The 16,341-nt window shown below is 49.1% G+C and carries 14 protein-coding genes; 8 read left to right on the top strand and 6 right to left on the bottom strand.

All coding sequences use genetic code 11. The features are described 5' to 3' along the window. Window positions 1–12: 12 nt before the first annotated feature. Complete coding sequence (locus tag EKK48_21600) at window positions 13–1,881, bottom strand: PAS domain-containing sensor histidine kinase (GenBank protein RTL38504.1); 1,869 nt, start codon at window positions 1,879–1,881, stop codon at window positions 13–15. 249 nt (window positions 1,882–2,130) lie between these two features. On the opposite strand from EKK48_21600, the gene EKK48_21595 reads away from it, so the two are divergent. The 3 genes from EKK48_21595 (at window position 2,131) to EKK48_21585 (ending at window position 5,612) form a co-directional block, all read left to right on the top strand. Then, the gene (locus EKK48_21595; GenBank protein ID RTL38561.1) at window positions 2,131–3,405 is read left to right on the top strand and encodes a hypothetical protein; all 1,275 of its coding nucleotides are present in this window, start codon (window positions 2,131–2,133) and stop codon (window positions 3,403–3,405) included. Between the two features lie 171 nt (window positions 3,406–3,576). Continuing rightward, complete coding sequence (locus EKK48_21590) at window positions 3,577–4,662, top strand: histidine-type phosphatase (protein ID RTL38503.1); 1,086 nt, start codon at window positions 3,577–3,579, stop codon at window positions 4,660–4,662. After that, window positions 4,659–5,612: a glycosyl hydrolase 43 family protein gene (locus EKK48_21585; protein RTL38502.1), complete on the top strand. Its 954-nt coding sequence runs from the start codon at window positions 4,659–4,661 to the stop codon at window positions 5,610–5,612. Before EKK48_21590 ends, EKK48_21585 begins: the two co-directional genes overlap by 4 nt. Here the strand turns inward: EKK48_21585 and EKK48_21580 are convergent. The 3 genes from EKK48_21580 to EKK48_21570 form a co-directional block, all read right to left on the bottom strand. Next, window positions 5,584–7,410, bottom strand: a complete 1,827-nt coding sequence (locus tag EKK48_21580; GenBank protein ID RTL38501.1) for a PAS domain-containing sensor histidine kinase — start codon at window positions 7,408–7,410, stop codon at window positions 5,584–5,586. The genes EKK48_21585 and EKK48_21580 overlap by 29 nt on opposite strands. 109 nt (window positions 7,411–7,519) lie before the next feature. Beyond that, on the bottom strand, window positions 7,520–7,831 hold the full coding sequence (locus tag EKK48_21575; GenBank protein ID RTL38500.1) for a hypothetical protein: 312 nt from the start codon (window positions 7,829–7,831) through the stop codon (window positions 7,520–7,522). A gap of 106 nt (window positions 7,832–7,937) precedes the next feature. Then, the gene (locus EKK48_21570) at window positions 7,938–8,381 is read right to left on the bottom strand and encodes a hypothetical protein (GenBank protein ID RTL38499.1); all 444 of its coding nucleotides are present in this window, start codon (window positions 8,379–8,381) and stop codon (window positions 7,938–7,940) included. A gap of 111 nt (window positions 8,382–8,492) precedes the next feature. Between EKK48_21570 and EKK48_21565 the strand changes: the two genes are divergently transcribed. The 3 genes from EKK48_21565 (at window position 8,493) to EKK48_21555 (ending at window position 11,065) form a co-directional block, all read left to right on the top strand. Then, on the top strand, window positions 8,493–9,800 hold the full coding sequence (locus tag EKK48_21565) for a tetratricopeptide repeat protein (GenBank protein ID RTL38498.1): 1,308 nt from the start codon (window positions 8,493–8,495) through the stop codon (window positions 9,798–9,800). A gap of 88 nt (window positions 9,801–9,888) precedes the next feature. After that, window positions 9,889–10,260, top strand: a complete 372-nt coding sequence (locus EKK48_21560; protein ID RTL38497.1) for a hypothetical protein — start codon at window positions 9,889–9,891, stop codon at window positions 10,258–10,260. Between the two features lie 85 nt (window positions 10,261–10,345). Further along, window positions 10,346–11,065 carry a hypothetical protein gene (locus EKK48_21555; protein RTL38496.1) on the top strand — a complete coding sequence of 240 codons (720 nt, stop codon included), beginning with the start codon at window positions 10,346–10,348 and terminating at the stop codon, window positions 11,063–11,065. A gap of 26 nt (window positions 11,066–11,091) precedes the next feature. On the opposite strand, the gene EKK48_21550 is transcribed toward EKK48_21555, so the two are convergent. Together EKK48_21550 and EKK48_21545 are read right to left on the bottom strand one after the other, a co-directional pair. Beyond that, window positions 11,092–11,742, bottom strand: coding sequence for a dTMP kinase (locus tag EKK48_21550; protein ID RTL38495.1), 651 nt, complete (start codon window positions 11,740–11,742; stop codon window positions 11,092–11,094). 34 nt (window positions 11,743–11,776) lie between these two features. Beyond that, entirely contained in the window at window positions 11,777–12,253 is a 477-nt protein-coding gene (locus tag EKK48_21545; GenBank protein ID RTL38494.1) for a thioredoxin, read from the bottom strand. 132 nt (window positions 12,254–12,385) lie between these two features. Between EKK48_21545 and EKK48_21540 the strand changes: the two genes are divergently transcribed. Then, on the top strand, window positions 12,386–13,888 hold the full coding sequence (locus EKK48_21540) for an aldehyde dehydrogenase family protein (protein ID RTL38493.1): 1,503 nt from the start codon (window positions 12,386–12,388) through the stop codon (window positions 13,886–13,888). 342 nt (window positions 13,889–14,230) lie between these two features. Then, the gene (locus EKK48_21535; protein ID RTL38492.1) at window positions 14,231–16,249 is read left to right on the top strand and encodes a hypothetical protein; all 2,019 of its coding nucleotides are present in this window, start codon (window positions 14,231–14,233) and stop codon (window positions 16,247–16,249) included. Window positions 16,250–16,341: the final 92 nt, after the last annotated feature.

Raw genomic sequence — 16,341 nt, 5'->3', positions numbered from 1 at the left:
CGCGAGCAGTCGCTATATACTGGACGAAGCGGCCGGAACGCTATCTCCTTTGGATGACTGGGTCGATGGCGTGACTGGGATTCGAAACCAGAATGTGCTGCCGGGAGTTCCCGGATCGCTCTTTATGCCAATCATGCCGCCGTGAGCCTCGATTATTGCTTTGCATATCGAAAGTCCCAGCCCCGAGCCTTTCTTTTCGCCATCGGTTCGATGCCCTGCTTGCTTGAATTTCTCAAAGACAAGCGCCTGCTTATCCGGTGGAATTCCCGGACCTGCGTCGATGACACGAACTTCGATGGCATCGTGTCCATTTATTCCCTGATCGAACCGCGATAAGGATGTGGTTATCGATGCATTTTTCGGCGAGAACTTAATGGCGTTGTTGAGAAGATTGACGAGTACACGGCGAATTTTTTCTGAGTCGCCCTGTACTGATGGACACGTGCCCTGGACTTTCAGCTCGATGTTTTTACTGTTCGCTTCAGGCGTTACGTAATCAATTGCCTGCCGCGTCAGTGAATCTAAATCGGCAGTTTCGTAGTCGAGTACCATGCCCAGATGCGCCATGCGTTCAGACTCCAGCAAGTCGTTGATCAAAATCATTAGCGACTTGACTGACGCATTGGCAGAACCGGCAAGTTTCGCTCCTCGTTCGTTCAAGGTTCCGAGAACTCCGTCGTCGAGCATCTCAAGGGTCATACTTACTGACGTCAGAGGCGAACGCAGGTCGTGGCTGACCATGGCAAAAAGCTCCTGCTTCAGCCGCTCTGCCTCTTTGCGTTCGGTTATGTCATGAGCGACGCAAAAAATGCTTCTGTCTTGTTGCGACCAGCGCGCTACCCAATCCATCTCCACATAGCGACCCGATTTGTGCAGTATTTTGGCTTCAAAAGCTGCCTGCTGATTCGATTCACTTAATTCTTTGAGACTGGCATAGACGGCATTGCTGTCTTCTTCGTTGACAATCAAACTTAATGCGGTGCCCGGCAGTTCGTCTGGTCCGTAACCCAGAATTCTCTCAACGGCTGGATTGATTTGTGTAATGCGTAATCCTCTATCGAGGGAGCAGATAATGTTTGCCGCGTTGTCAATCAACGCTCTTTCGTTGGCGCGAAGATACGCAAGATCTTCAGACAGCTGGTGAATAACTCCGTCCAGTTGCGCCAGCTCGTCTGCGCCGCCCAGAGGCTCTTCCAGGGGGCGTCCGATTCCGATATTGACGGCGTTGCGCATCAGACTGGCCAGCCGTTTGAAAACAGTATTGATCAAGCTGTATCCGAGGGCTAATGCCAGTACGACACCTATACCCGTGAACACCTGGATCAGCAGCTCAATACGCAATCTGTCATCTTTGCGTTTCTGTCGGAACATGTCTCTTTGTTCCGACATCCGCTCCACCAGCTTATTACCTTCGTAGTTCAGCACTTCGGCAAAGGTTTTCATCTGCCCCATGACGCGAAGCGTACTGAGCGACTCTGATTCTTCCGTCAATTCCAGTACTTGCTTAAACATCTCGTCGCCCATCTTGAGGCGGCGAATGAATTCTCTAATTCCTTCAGATTCGTTTGGATACTTATCAACGAATTCGGTCAATTTTTCACTATCTTCTCTGAGCTTCCGAATCGATTCGGTCGTATCGTGCAAGACTTTAGGTTCGTGATACATGCGCAAAATCAGCATGCCGCCACAAGCGCCCATGGCATCACGAATGGACTGATTGACCTGGATCAATATTTCGGAAGCGTGTGTTTCCGCTTCTATGTCTTGCTCTGCCTGATTTAAGTTGGTCATCAAAAGAGAGACGAAAAGCAAGGCTGAGGCCAGAGGCACTACGATAAGCAGAGCAACTTTGTGTGTCAATTTGATAGTCGGAAGTTGCAACTGATTCTCGGTTCAAGTTGGTACGGCAGCCGGGGTTTTCGTGCGGCGTTTTTTATGCCCGTTAATTGTCGCACACCTCTGCATGTGACGGGTTCTCTGTACTGCCGTAGTTAGTCCCTTCCGGGCTTGACAAGCTTGTTTCGGCTCAGCAAAAATCCAGTTGCGCATGATAACGTTAGACTGGGTCTTCTTGGACCTGAAATTGCATCAGTTCGCCGATCTCGTCCGATTCATTGGTTTGTAATTCAAATGGCTATTAGAACGAAAAACAGAACAGGGCTCGGCGTTTTATTTTCGGTTCTGGTGACCATACAATCAGCACCATTTGCGATGGCGGAAGACAAAGAGCTCGCTCAAGCTCGGTTTCTGTATCAGAACGCTCAAAAAGCTGAGGCAATAGCTCTTTGTACTAAAAACATTTCTGCTGGCAAGAATGCGGCGCAGTGGCATGAAATGATGGCCAGAGCTTGTACTGTGAATAATGGTGATAAGTCACGCGCTGCGCAAGAAATAAAGACCGCTCTGCATCTTGCTCCTCATGATGAAAACATAGTTGCAACTGCTGGATTTATATTGGCTGGTTCAGAAAATAATTTCATAGTACCGAAGATTCTAGAAGCAATCAAAGCTCATCCCCAAAACGGACGTCTCCATGCGGCACTGGCTGCTTGTTATGACGCCAGTCACGATCCGCTTGCTGAGCAGGAGATAAAGAACGCCATTAAACTTGCACCGCTCGACTATGATGTGAATTTTGAGGCTGTCGATCACTACGCTAAATTACAGAAACAAGACGAGCTGGATAAGGCTTACGCTCGATTGCTTCAGGGCAGCCCTCGAAGCTCGATAGCCTACACCTCGTCTGGTGTTTATAAGCGCGATAACTATCGTTTCACTGAGGCATCACATGATTTGCAGAAGGCAGTTGAGCTCAATCCAAAATACGAGTATGCCTGTTCGATGCTTGGTAAAGCTTTGAAAAAGAGCAGAAATTTGCCCGAAGCTATCAAAGTGTACACCGTCATGTTGAAAACTGGTGGTCCGAATGCCAGCACATTTGGACGGCGTGCCAATTGCTATGCCCATATCAACGAAACTGATAAAGCGATAAAAGACTACGATCAGGCAATCAAAATCTATGGCGGCGGAACCAGTTTTCTGCCGCAGAAGCCGACAGATGTTTTGAATAAGGCTGATCGCCTCGACTACAACAAATATTGGCTGGAACGAGTCGAATGTCGAGAAAAGCTCGGGCAAATCGATCAGTCCATTAATGAGTTGACGTCGTATATAAGTGGCGTGACACATCCTGAGAGTGCCTGCGAAATTCGACAGCGGCTTTACAGGAAGAAGGGCGAGTACGCAAAAGCGCTGACGGATTTAAACTACTTGATAAAAAAAGACGCGTTTGTCGGAGAAAGATATGCAGATCGAGCCGAAGTCTATAACAAGCTCGGACGCAGCGCTGAAGCCAGGGAAGACCTCAAGCACGCCCAGAATATCGAAGCGACTGGTAGTCCTTAGATTGAAATAAGTTCAGCTTGTCTGGTGACGCATTGTATGTGTCCAGTTTATTTGAACTGAACCACCCGATAGAGGACACTTCAGCAGAATTCCTGATTTAATTGCGCAACGATTGCGTGAATGTGGTTTGATTAACCACTATCTCGCGGTGTGGCAATTAAAGGGAAACACATGCACTTGAAACTGAAATTATTTCTGTCGGCTCTGCTGTTTACGTGTACGTGCAATGCAGTACTGGCTGAAGAGCAGATGGTCTTTGCAGTCGACGTGATCAGGCACGGCGATAGAGCACCAATTGAGGCAATTCCGAATGCGCCATGGACGGAGAACTTACCTCTAGGGCATCTGTCGCCGGTTGGTATGCAGCAAGAGTTTCATCTTGGCGAGCAGTTTCGCGAGCGATACATTAGTAAGTATCATCTGCTGCCCGAGCGCTATTCGCCCGAGACCATGTATGTGCGATCAAGCGACATCGATCGCACTCTGATGAGTGCCGAATGTGTTTTGCTGGGCTTATATCCAGTCGGCACTGGTCCATCGGTGGGCGGAGAATCGGCACTTCCTTCTTCTTATCAACCAATCCCTATTCATACCAGGCCGCGTAATGAAGATTCGCTGCTCGTGATGGACTTCAATCCCAAGTTGAGTTCAACAATTGCACAGTATGTCCACACTACAAAAGAATGGAAGCAGAAGGTCGACAACTTGCAACCGAAATTCAAACGATGGAATCAATTGACCGGGGGAAAGATTGACACCCTGCGCGGTGTTGGAGGGTTGGGCGATGCACTCAATATTTACAAGTTGCACAATGTTTCGATTCCAAAGGGACTTTCCGATGCCGACGCCAGGGAAATCGTGGATGAAACGGAATGGATCTTCGCCGCCTGTTTTAAGCCCCATGAGATTGGAGACCTGACCAGTCATGAGTTGCTCAAAGTAATCCACGATTATTTTCAATCTGCGACTGAAGAGAAGAGCAAGCTGAGATACGTTCTCTTCTCTGCTCACGATACTACAATCGCAGGGATGATGAGTATTTTGCGCGATCCTGTCGATCGCAGACCGCCCTACTCTTCTGATTTGAACCTCGCTCTGTTTAAAGATGGTGCGCAGTATAAAGTGCGCATTACTTTTAACGGCAAGCCGGTTGAGGCACCAGGTTTCAAAAATGGAGAGGGAACGATCAAGGACCTTGAAGCTATTCTCGAACCAAAAACAAATTTGTCGTCCAATGTTTTAGAGATCTCAAAATGAAGATACTTCGTTCGATAGGTCGCACTGCTCTTGCATCTTTCTCACTTACCTCTGCTTTTGTGACGCTGGCATCGAGTGCTCTAGCTAACCCCCTTTTCGATGGCGCTGATCCGGATATTTTGGTAGAGAACAACAAATACTGGATTTATCCGACTACAGAAGACAAACCGAAAAAAGAATTTTACGTTTACACGTCCTCAGATCTGCACAAGTGGAAGCGTCTGGGACCGATCCTCAAAGCCAGAGACGTCGATTGGATCGAAAAAGATGGTGCACCTGCTCATGAGTTGTGGGCGCCTGGCATTTTCAGCCATAGAAAGAAGTATTACTTGTACTATGCGGTAGGACCGCAAAATCCAACGCCCAGTCGCATCGGAGTGGCAGTTTGCGATCGACCCGACGGCAGATTTGTGGATAGTGGCAAACCTCTTATTACGGGTGGAGAGGGCTTTGAAGCAATAGATCCGATGGTCTTCAAGGATCCTGCTAGCGAGAAAATCTATCTCTATTGTGGTGGCAGTGCTGGTGCGAAGCTAAAAGTATTCGAACTCAACGATGATTGTGTCAGCATCAAATCGGAGATACCCGTTGACACACCGCCACAGTTTACTGAGGCACCATTCATGCACTTCAAGGATAAGACATATTATCTTTCCTACAGTCATGGCAAATGGAATTCAGACGATTACAGCGTCCATTTTGCCACGTCCAGCTCTCCAACGGGTCCGTGGCAATACCGCGGCGAAATATTGCGCACTGACAAGAAGCATGCCGGACCGGGTCATCATTCGTTTGCCAAGGATCCAGTAAATGGCAAATGGTACGTCATTTATCACCGCTGGAATAATGCAGCTGCAAGCGGCAAGATGCCTGCTGTCAGGAGTGTTTCTCTAGATCTGGTTGAATACGACGCCAACGGCATTATCCTGCCGATTGTGATGACGGATTGAGAGGCGGATTGACCGGCACCGTAAACCAGAAAGTGCTGCCCTGACCAAGCACGCTTTTGACGCCGATATTGCCGCCGTGAGCCTCCACCATCGTTTTGCAGATTGCAAGCCCCAGACCGCTTCCCTTCTTCTCGCCTTCGGAGCCTGTTCCAACCTGGCGAAATTTTTCAAAGACTGAGTCGATCTTATCTTCGGGAATACCTGCACCCTGGTCGCTCACTGAGAATTCAAGCTTGTCGCCGATTCTGTTGCATGAGACTGTAATTTTGCTGCCACTGGGAGAGAACTTTATTGCGTTGTTGAGCAGATTGACCAGAACACGATTTATTCTTTCGACGTCGAACTTGCAATCTTGCGAAACGCTGTTTTCCGCCAGCGCAATCTTTTTACTGTCTGCTTCTGGCTTCACAACCTCGAGTGCACGCGCCACTACTTTCGCACAATCAGTTTCTTCATAATAAAGTTGCACGCCTGTTGATTCCGCCCGTTCGATATCGAGCAGGTCGTTAATCATGGCAATCAGGCTGGTGACTGACTGTTGCGCAGCTGATGCTACCTTCATGCCGCGATCGTTTATCTCGCCGAAAATTCCGTCCACGATCATATCGAGTGACATTCCAATCGAGGTCAGTGGAGCACGCAGGTCGTGACTGACCATGGCGATTACCTCCGCCTTCAAACGCTCTGACTCCTTTCGTGCCGTGATATCGCGCAGAATACAAAAGATGCCCTGGTTTGTTTCCGACCACTGGGCAGTCACTTCTACATCGCGCACGCCACCGTCTCGGGTCACCAGCTGCGTTTCGAATGAATACTCCTTGCCGGCATTTCTGGATTTTTGCAGGGAATCATAAGCAATTTGACGTTGCTCGGTGACCACGTGTGATTGAAAGATGCTGCCGCGGAAATCTTCCTCAGGGTACCCCAAACGCTTCTGAACAGCGGAGTTCACTTCAACTACCCGGCAAGATTGGTCGAGGGAGCAAATGATTTCAGCGGTATTGTCGATGATGGCACGTTCGCGCAGGCGGGTGACTTGCAACTCCTCATCCATTTGATGGATGATGTGATCTAATCTTGAAAGCTCGTCTCCACCTTTCAGTGGCGGGTTGAGCGGCTGATTGGCGGCAATGCGCATGGTGTTGTCAAAGACGACGCGGAAGCGTTTACCGAGAGTCATGCCGAAAGCAATTATGGCGATTATGGCGAATACGAAATTGATTGCGATTCCAGTTTGAATGATGAGTTCAATCTTTCCTCTAATTAACTGAGTGTTTTCGCGTACTTCATCGCGATACCGGGTTTTCTCCTCGATCACCCTCAACCCCGCAACCTGTAGGCGCTTGAGAAAGCTCTTGGCTTTGCCGGCCATCTTGAAATTTTCTACTCTGAATTCGTCTTCATGAGCATCGGTGGCAGTATCTTCGAACATCTGTTTGGCTTGCTCGATGATTTTGACAAAGCCGCTGGTGGCGCTTTCGCCATCTGCCGGTGCGATTCGTTTTAACTCGAGAATGTGCCTGTCGACTTCATCGAAGTCTTTCATCGCCTGTTCGTATAACTTAGGCTGGCGGAAAGCTGTTGATGAAAATAAGTTGCCGGCACCACTCATGGCACCAACGAAAATGCGGTTGACGAGAACAAGTGTGTCGACCGCTTCAGCTTCTTTCTTCAACTCCTGTTGAAGATTTTGGAACTGCTGCAGGAGAACGCCAAAGAAAATACTTTCAATCACGAGCGGCACTGTGATGAACAGAATCATTCGCTTTGAGATGGAGAGATTGAGCATCCGTGCCATTTGACTGTCGCCGATAGCTGAAACGATACCACAGCAACGGGCAAAGACGATTGCTTATAGCCATAGGCGAGTCTATGCTCTGCCCGGCAGGGCGCTGATCACTTTGGGTTCAGTAATCTGACTTGATTGTGCGTCCGCCTGATAGAATTCCCCGAGCTACCAGCTGCCGACGTGGAACCTGGGTGGACAAATCCTGGAGTGGGCGTGTCACCTCAGTCAAGTCTACGTCCGGCACCAGTCCCTGAACATTGCACTTGCCTGGATAGTGCCATTCGAGCATGAAATCCTCATCCGGAACGGCATCGCGGATGTCCAACTCTTCTACTATCCAGAGATCTGGTAACGAGTCTTCCAACGTGCGCAGCAGGATGCTTTCTGCTGTGGCGTAGCTGAAATCTTTAAGTGGCAAATTGGCGTTCACAAGCGCTCCTGACCGGCGCGACTAAGCGAGCTGGTACGTATGACTGGTAAGTTTCTTGACAATAAAACGGCAGCGTTACATCAATGTGACGACGCCCGCGTCTCGTTTATTTCTTCTTGCCTGTGTCGCTGACTAAAGTTTCTTCTATTGCCGATTTGAGCGTTATGTAAGCATCTTTCAGGTCTTCTTCGAAAATGGCGCGGCTGTTCAATGCCTTTTCAATCTTGATCGATACTGCTTGCATACTTCGATTGTCTGGATTGCCGCGCAGTCGGTTGAATGTTTTATCTACTTCCTGAACCTGCCTGAGGGCTTTGGTCAGATCGTGGTCCATCGTATCGATGCCCCTGATATCTTGCAGCAAGTAGAATCCCGTCGAATTGGCAACGTGGTTGAGATTGTAGACAAGGGTCTGGGCTCGATCCATCTTTGCAAAGGCATCTGTCGATGGTGCCGCAGACGGTTTCTCGGCATGCGTCGGAACTCCAAAAGCCAGAACCGCAACCGACGATAAGGCGACAAAACCAAGCATTGTTGACAAATTTCGCATGACTTTTCCTATGTACCAGATACATAACAGAGTTTACAAGAAACCTGGTGACTGGAATACTTGATGGCTATTACTGCTTAAAGAATTGCCACCGGGGTTCGTTTTTAGCTTGTGAAACAGACAGTTGTGAGCAAATTGTTTTTGTTGACCATCTGCGCCTTCGGTGCTTCCAGCAGTGCTGCCCTGGCGCAGGACACTTTGCGCAGCGACGGAGATACCGGTGCTGTCTCGGTTGTGCACACGCTGACTCCACTTGAAGGTGGCTTCGGGTCCGACTTGACTGGTGCTCCTGTGCCTGAAATTCATCTGCAGTCTTACGCTTCTGTGCCCTCCGAGCAACTGCTAGCCGACGGTCTGGCATCTGCTCAGAATGGATTTCTTGACGAAGCTGTTAAACAATTCAAGGAAGTTCTTGCCCGGCAGCCGGAAAATGTGGTGGCAAGAAATAATCTGGCAGTTTGCTTGAAGCGGCAAGGGCAGCTCGATCAGGCTATCTCAAATTTTAAGACAGCCCTGGAAACCGAGCCACTTAAGGCTGAACTTCACAATAATCTTGCTACCGCGCTCATGGCCAAAGGCGATCTGCAGGAGGCGATGAAGAGCTTTTATGCCGCTCTGAGATTGCGTCCCGAGTATCCAGAAGCCCACTATAACCTGGCTCACTTGCTCAGTGTGCAGGGCAACAACAGCAGTGCAGTCACCGAGTTTGAAGAAGCGCTCAAGTACAAGTCTGATAACCCGGTTTATTATCGTGATTTCGGTGATGCCCTCGTTGCCCTGGGAAGAAGCGACGAGGCTTTGAGAGAGTATGAAACTGCAGAGCGCCTGGGCGATCATTCAGATGAGCTTAAGCTGGATATGGTGCGGGCATACAAGCAAACCGGAAATCTGGTCAAGGCGAAAAAGATGGTTGATGACGTAGTAAATCGCAATCCGAAAAATGTAGAAGCGATTAATCAACTGGGTGTTTTGCTTTTGAAAACTCAACATTTCCCGGAGGCTCAGTTCGCTCTGAAACGCGCTCTAGAACTTGATCCTAACTTTCCACAGGCGCGCAATAACCTTGGTATTGCTCTTTACCACTTGAATCATGTAGAAGACGCAATGTCGACGTGGAATGACGCGCTGGCGCGTAAACCTAATTATCCTGAAGCCCGCTACAACCTCGGCACGGCACTTTACCAGTCTGGGCGTTATAAAGATGCCCGAGATCAGTTCACGCAATGTCTCAAGCTTTCACCCAACGACGCCTATGCTTACAACAATCTGGGTCTTGCCTTAATGAAGTTGGATTGCCGCGACGATGCTATTGAACAGTGGCGTAAAGCGATTGACTTAAATCCGAACCTGGCGCAAGCATACATTAACATCGGACGTGCCTTGAGCGAAAAGAACGCTGATTCTATCCGCACTCAGTAATAGATTCTTTGTGAGTAAAACTTCAAAATGGCTAACCGGCTGCCCTTTTGCGCTATCATTTGCCGTAATTGTTTAGTGAGTTCAACTGATGGACAGAATTAGCGAAGGTTTCAATTTACATCAGACGATTGAAATGATCGGTCAGGCCTTTCAGGCAGTCGTTTGCCATGTATTCTTTGACGCGGCTTTGCATGGATTAGCCATAGCAGTTATTTTTGCTGTGCTTGGAGTAGTGCTTTTGAAGAGCCGCCCGAAAATTGGTAAGCCGTTTATCTCCGTTGGGAAAAGGTTGTCGATATTCTGCGCCGTTTTGCTGGTTCCAGGTTTAATCTCACTGGCGCTTCAAGGTCATCTGCCGTCTACTGGCGTCTTTAGCATCAATTCTATGGGCTTCATTTGTTTCTGGAGCCTTATTTGTGTGCACCTTTCCGCTGAAGAAATGAACTTTCAGTGGTTTTGATCGTCAATAGTTTTAGCCATAGCTCCTAATTTCAAAGATATACTGGTAGCTAAGCTATAGGAATGGCGCAACGCAGGTAATGAACATGAAACGCTTAATTTTGGCTCTTGTGACGGCAGGTCTCACCTTGAGTCCGGCCATGGCTCAGGTGCAAAGATCATTCAGTCCCTACGTTGGTAATGGTCCTAACGGAAGCAATCTCATCCCAGCCAGCCCCTACGTATACGGCAATCCGTACGGCTATGGCAGCTATCCCTATGGAAACCCTTATGCGGGAAGCCCATACGGGTCAAACCCACTCTTCAATCCAGCCGGTGGTTATGGATATAATCCCTGGGTCAACCGTTTCGGCAGCCCATACGCTTACAACGGTGTTCCAATCAATTCTTTCGGTGCGCCGGTGTCAATTGGTAACGGATTTTTTGGCTTAAGCACCAACGGGCGTAATCTCAACTTCTGGAAAGCTCCATCGGGATACTACTATCCCTGGACTTATGGCTATGGAACCAGCTACACGGCACCAATCGTAATCATCAATAGCGGCTCGACTACACCGCAACCCGCTCAACCGCCGCTTTCAACAATTTTTTCAGACACATTGAAGTATTTGGACGAGCAGAAGGCTGCCGGGAAGATTTCAGAAGTTGACTTTACTCATCTGAAACAGCGTTGTCTTGATTTGCTTTCGAAAGAACGAAGCTTGCGAAACGCGGCCGGAGGCACTCTTGATGCATCGCAAGAAGCCAGTATTCGCGCGGACGTCGATTCGTTAGGCGGCGAAATAGCTCAGCGCGTCAAGCCTTAACACTAAGCACCACTGGTGATGCTTGATTAGAGATCGCCCAGATCGAACTTGCCTGCCAACTGTTCGCTCAACACCCTGCGCAGCTCGGTTTGAACGGTGGTCATCGGTTTGCTTGCGTCGATGGTTTTCCAGCGCTGAGGCTCTTTCTTGGCTAATTCATGGTAGCCGTCGCGCACCTTGTGGTGAAATTCTATTGCTTCTCGCTCGAGACGATCGTGTCCGCCGGGATGCAATCTCGATAAACCTTCACTGCTCTCCAGATCGAAGAGGATTGTCAGATAGGGGCGCAAGCCGCCTGTGGCCACTTTGTTCAAATCCTCGATGATTTCGAAGTCGATGCCGCGAGCATACCCTTGATACGCCATTGTGGAATCAGTGTATCGGTCGCAGAGAACAAGCTTCCCTTCTTTCAGGGCCGGCATGATCACTTCGCCTACGTGTTGGGCTCGGTCTGCCTGGTATAGCAGAAGCTCGGACATCGGATTGACTGGATTTTCAGGATTCAAGAGAATGCGCCGAATCTGCCGTCCAAGCGGCGTGCCGCCTGGATCTCGAGTGACGATGTGGTCAATTCCCAGCACGTCCAGTTGTTTCGACAACTGCTTCAACTGGGTGGTTTTGCCCGCCCCTTCTGGACCTTCAAGTGTGACAAACGTACCGGTATATGTTTCAGGCATCTTATTTTCCGAGCTGTATCATGCTCAGGATAAGCTATTTTGCAAGCAATTTTTCCACTCTGTCGACTAATTCTTTTTTGGTTATTTTCCGATTGAAGTCGCCCGTTCTTTTGCCGTGGGCATCGACGAAAACTATCAATGGAAATGCCGTGGCTTGATATTTGTCGACGAGGGCCTTGTTCTTCTCATCCTCTGCATCAATCTCTTGCATATCGACTCTGCCTTTGTACTCTCTGGCGACCTCTTCAAAGATAGGCTTGATAACCTTGCACGGCACACAATAGCTGGTAGAAAAATCGTAGACGACAGGCATTGCGGTCTTCTGAGTCGACTTGTCATGTGCATTCGATTTGGCAGCTGGCGCCGACCAGGCTGGTGTGATCAATGTGTGCAGAATGAAAATTGGCGCCAGCAGGCGTGCAGATGAAAGATTGAATGACACTGAAATACCCTCTAAAACCGAGTCAGAGCCTATTGTACATGCTATGATCTTACGACTTTCGGACAGCATATTAATTCGAACGGAAACCCCTTTTCCTTTTCTCGTGCTCGCCGAAAATGTGTTTATATCAGCCTGCTGTGCGCGTTTCGCACGGTAGAGCCAGTTTCGAAAATTCGTTGCTAAAGCAGAGAGGTTTATATCATGGCTCAGACGCTAACGGCTCCCAAAGTGAAGGTTGACCGAAAGTGGCATCTTTGGATTGATGGAAAATTCGTTGAGGGCGCATCAGAGCGTTCTTTGATCAATCCGGCTACAGGTAAGGAATTGTGCAAGGTCTCAGAAGCCAACAAAGCACAGGTCGAGCTGGCAATAAAAGCAGCTCGCAAAGCCTTCGACGAAGGTCCATGGCCGCGATTGACAGCACAGGAACGTGCCAACTTTCTATATAAACTGGCGGCAAAAATTGAAGAAAATGCTGAAGAACTGGCAGAGTTGGAAACGTTGAATGGTGGCAAGCCGTTACGTGAAACTCAATTCGATATGGCTGATGCTGCTGCATGTTTTAGATATTATGCGGGTCTTGCCAGCAAGCCCACCGGGCAGAGCATCGATGTGCCGGCCGCGTCGGTCACAACAGTTGTGCGCGAGCCGATTGGCGTATGCGGTCAGGTGATCCCCTGGAACTATCCTCTTTTGATGGCGGCCTGGAAACTAGCACCAGCACTGGCGGCAGGCAATACCTGCGTAATCAAGCCAAGTGAGTATACGCCTTTGACCCTGGTCAAACTGGCAGAGCTGATGCAGGAGTTGGAGTTGCCCGCAGGTGTGGTCAACGTTGTATTGGGTGATGGACCGACCGCAGGCCAGCCACTTGCCGAGAGCCTTCTGGTTGACAAAATCGCCTTCACAGGCAGTGTCAAAACCGGAAAGATTATAGCTCAAGCCGCCCTCACAAACCTCAAGAAAGTAACTCTCGAACTGGGTGGCAAGTCACCTATGCTGGTGTTCTCTGACGTGGATCTTGATACGGCGGTCGACTATGCATTGTTCGCTATCTACACAAACGCCGGGCAAGTATGCTCAGCCGGTTCACGCATGCTGATCGATGAGTCTATTTATTCTGCTTTCGTGAAGAAGATGACTGAGCGCGCCAAGAAAATCTGCGTTGGACCTGGTCTGGATTCAGAGACTGAAATGGGACCACTGGTAAGCGAGCCGCAGATGAAACGAGTACTCGAATACATTGAAATCGGTAAAAAGGAAGGCGCCAAGCTCGAATTGGGTGGCAAGCAGTTGACCGGCAGCAAGTATGAAAACGGCTTCTATGTTGAACCGACTATCTTCACCAACTGCAAAAATGACATGCGTATCGTGCAAGAGGAAATATTCGGGCCGGTTGTCGTGGTGCAGAAATTTTCCAGCGAAGAGGAAGCTATTCAACTGGCGAACAGCACCGCCTATGGTTTGGCAGGAGCAGTATTCACTTCAGATGTGACGCGCGCTCATCGAGTTGTCAAAGCCATCAGGGCTGGTATCACGTGGGTGAACGGCTACCACAGCACCTACAATGAGTGTCCATGGGGTGGCTACAAACAGAGCGGCTGGGGACGAGAACTTGGTACATTTGGTCTCGAAGCCTATACCGAGGTGAAGCAGGTCAACATCAATCTTGATCCACAGCCTGTGCACTGGTTCAAACCCTGAACGCCAAAATCAGAACTGATTTGCTGCAGCCACCGCATTTGTCGGTGGCTGTGACTTTTCAATCTCTCTTTCTGCTTCCGGCAAGATTATGTGCACCACATTTGGTTACTGCTTGCACAATTCATACACAAAAATGTGCTAAATAAAAGGTTGTTCATGAACAGGCACATGACTGTTGCTCGGGCGTCTCTAAGTTTATTACTGCACATGTATTACTTTGCAACCTTTTAATAACTCTTGGAAAGCCGCCAGTAGCTCCAATTATTCACTCAGCCGCTCAAGGGTACCTACTTGCAACATGCTAAAATTGCCCCCGGTCAACTCTGTCTAGAAGCTCATTGCATGCGACGCACCTTAAACATCGCCCTGGCGCTCTCAATACTGATTCACTGCTCACCTGTCTTTGCAGCAGATTCTGAAGATTTGCTTCCTGAAGACGGCGCCAGCGCTTCTGATGCTGCGTCTGCTCCAGCTGATAAGCCAGTCTTTTCTGCACCCGGCTTCGATACCGCAGCTAGTGCCAGCAAAATTCCATCGGACTTGATGGTTGACGAAATCAAGGTGGAAGGCAATCGCCTCATACCGACTGAAGATATTCTCAAGGTTGTCAAGACAAAACGAGGCGATAAGTTCGATCGCGATCAGGTGGTTCAAGACCTGAAAGCCATTAATGGACTGGGCTACTTTGACGATCAGAAAATGCAGGGCACACCCGAACTGACCGGCAGTGGTGTTTTGCTTAAGATTCGAGTGCAGGAGAATGCACCGGTTACTTCATTTTCATTTCAGGGGAATCAGGCACTTTCCAGCGACGAAATCCAGAAAGTTTTTGCCGACCAGCTCGGTAAGCCCCAGAATCTGACTCAACTTTCCAGCGCTATAGACAAAGTCGAGCAAGCCTATCGCGATAAAGGTTTCATTCTCGCGCGCGTTGCCGATGTCAAAGATGACCCAGATGGCAGCATTGGTTTGAGTATCAATGAAGGCGTGATCGACGGCATTCAAATTACCGGCAATCACAAGACTCTCGATAGCATCATTCGTCGAGATATTCATATAAAACCCGGTCAGGTTTACAACGAACGCAAGATGATCTCTGATCTTCGCAAGTTATACGCCAATGGATATTATTCAGATATTCGCAGAAGTCTCTCTCCATCAGCCAAAGACCCGGACAAGTACGTTCTTAAGGTGGAAGTGGATGAGAAACGCAGCGGCTCAGTCGGTGTTGGTGGAGGTGTCGACACTGTTGCTGGTCCTTTCGGGAACCTGAGCTTTGCAGACACAAACTTCCGCGGTCGCGGTCAAACAATCGCCTTCAATTCGCAGGTTGGTTCAGGCATGTTCGGTCAGTTGAGCAACACGATCAACAACGCCGGAACACAGTTCCTCTCCAGTCAGCGCACTTATCAAGTAGAAGCCAGTTTCATCGAACCTAATTTGCGAGGTTCCAATGTTTCCATGGCTGTAACTGGCTTTGGGCGCAACTTCAACAGTATGCTCATCGATCAGGCTCAGCAACGCAATATTGGCGCTACCGTCAACTTCACCAAGCCATTGGGGAACAACTTTACAGCCAGTCTGGGATTGACCGGTGAAGATGTTTTGCTGCGTGATCTTTCCAGCTTTTATCTGAACAGCAATCTTATGGAAAGTATGGCTAATCGTGCTCTCGCTACAGGAGCTGCCTACAGTCGTGCCGGTGCAGACGCACTCGCTGCAAGCGTGAGAAAGAATCAGATGCAGGGCGGACCTTACGTGAGCATCAATCCTTCTATCGGCTATGACACACGCGATAGTGTCATTGATGCCACGCGCGGCACAGTGGCAAAGTTGAGTGCCTCTCCTTCGCTTGGTTTAAATGGCTCATTCATGAAGGCAGGGATAACTGCCAGTAAGTTCGTTCCAGTCACTAAAGAGACAACCCTTGCGTTCAATGTTTCAGGCGGCGCAGGGCTCGGCGGCGTGCCTGGATTTGCGCAGTATCGATTGGGCGGCTTCAATGGCATGCGTGGTTATCGTCAGTTCTCAGATCTGGGTACAGGCAGTTCGATGCTCATGGTGACGGCAGAAGCACGACGCAAGATTCCTGGGCTGTCTAAGATCGATAGTCCAGTAGCCAAAATGATCGATGAGCACGTCAAGCTCGACGCCTTTTTCGATGCCGGTGCAATTGGTGGAAACGGTCTCACTAACTCACTTTACAGCAGAGGTACCATTGGCGCTTCTGTTGGTGTTGGCGTTCGCATCAAGATGCCTATGGTCGGGCTGCTTCGACTTGATTATGGCTTGCCTCTGGTCAGCACATTATTGGGCGGATTTACACCGAGATTCACCGTAGGATTTGGAGAGAAGTTTTAATTACTGTCTCGTAGCATGAGCGTTTCAAGTCTTTCGCTATGGTGTAAACTGAGCCGGTTGGCAAGCATTATATTATGATGTGAAAGTCACTA

The organism is Candidatus Melainabacteria bacterium (genome assembly GCA_003963305.1).
In the GTDB taxonomy this organism is placed as follows: domain Bacteria; phylum Cyanobacteriota; class Vampirovibrionia; order Obscuribacterales; family Obscuribacteraceae; genus PALSA-1081.
This window is presented reverse-complemented; position numbering and strand designations above follow the sequence as displayed.

Excerpts from the sequence above, each read along its gene's own strand:
- EKK48_21595 (RTL38561.1), top strand. The coding sequence starts at position 2,131 with ATGGCTATTAGAACGAAAAACAGAACAGGGCTCGGCGTTTTATTTTCG.
- EKK48_21590 (RTL38503.1), top strand. The coding sequence starts at position 3,577 with ATGCACTTGAAACTGAAATTATTTCTGTCGGCTCTGCTGTTTACGTGT.
- EKK48_21585 (RTL38502.1), top strand. The coding sequence starts at position 4,659 with ATGAAGATACTTCGTTCGATAGGTCGCACTGCTCTTGCATCTTTCTCA.
- EKK48_21580 (RTL38501.1), bottom strand. The coding sequence starts at position 7,410 with ATGGCACGGATGCTCAATCTCTCCATCTCAAAGCGAATGATTCTGTTC.
- EKK48_21570 (RTL38499.1), bottom strand. The coding sequence starts at position 8,381 with ATGCGAAATTTGTCAACAATGCTTGGTTTTGTCGCCTTATCGTCGGTT.
- EKK48_21560 (RTL38497.1), top strand. The coding sequence starts at position 9,889 with ATGGACAGAATTAGCGAAGGTTTCAATTTACATCAGACGATTGAAATG.
- EKK48_21555 (RTL38496.1), top strand. The coding sequence starts at position 10,346 with ATGAAACGCTTAATTTTGGCTCTTGTGACGGCAGGTCTCACCTTGAGT.
- EKK48_21550 (RTL38495.1), bottom strand. The coding sequence starts at position 11,742 with ATGCCTGAAACATATACCGGTACGTTTGTCACACTTGAAGGTCCAGAA.
- EKK48_21545 (RTL38494.1), bottom strand. The coding sequence starts at position 12,253 with ATGCTGTCCGAAAGTCGTAAGATCATAGCATGTACAATAGGCTCTGAC.
- EKK48_21540 (RTL38493.1), top strand. The coding sequence starts at position 12,386 with ATGGCTCAGACGCTAACGGCTCCCAAAGTGAAGGTTGACCGAAAGTGG.
- EKK48_21535 (RTL38492.1), top strand. The coding sequence starts at position 14,231 with ATGCGACGCACCTTAAACATCGCCCTGGCGCTCTCAATACTGATTCAC.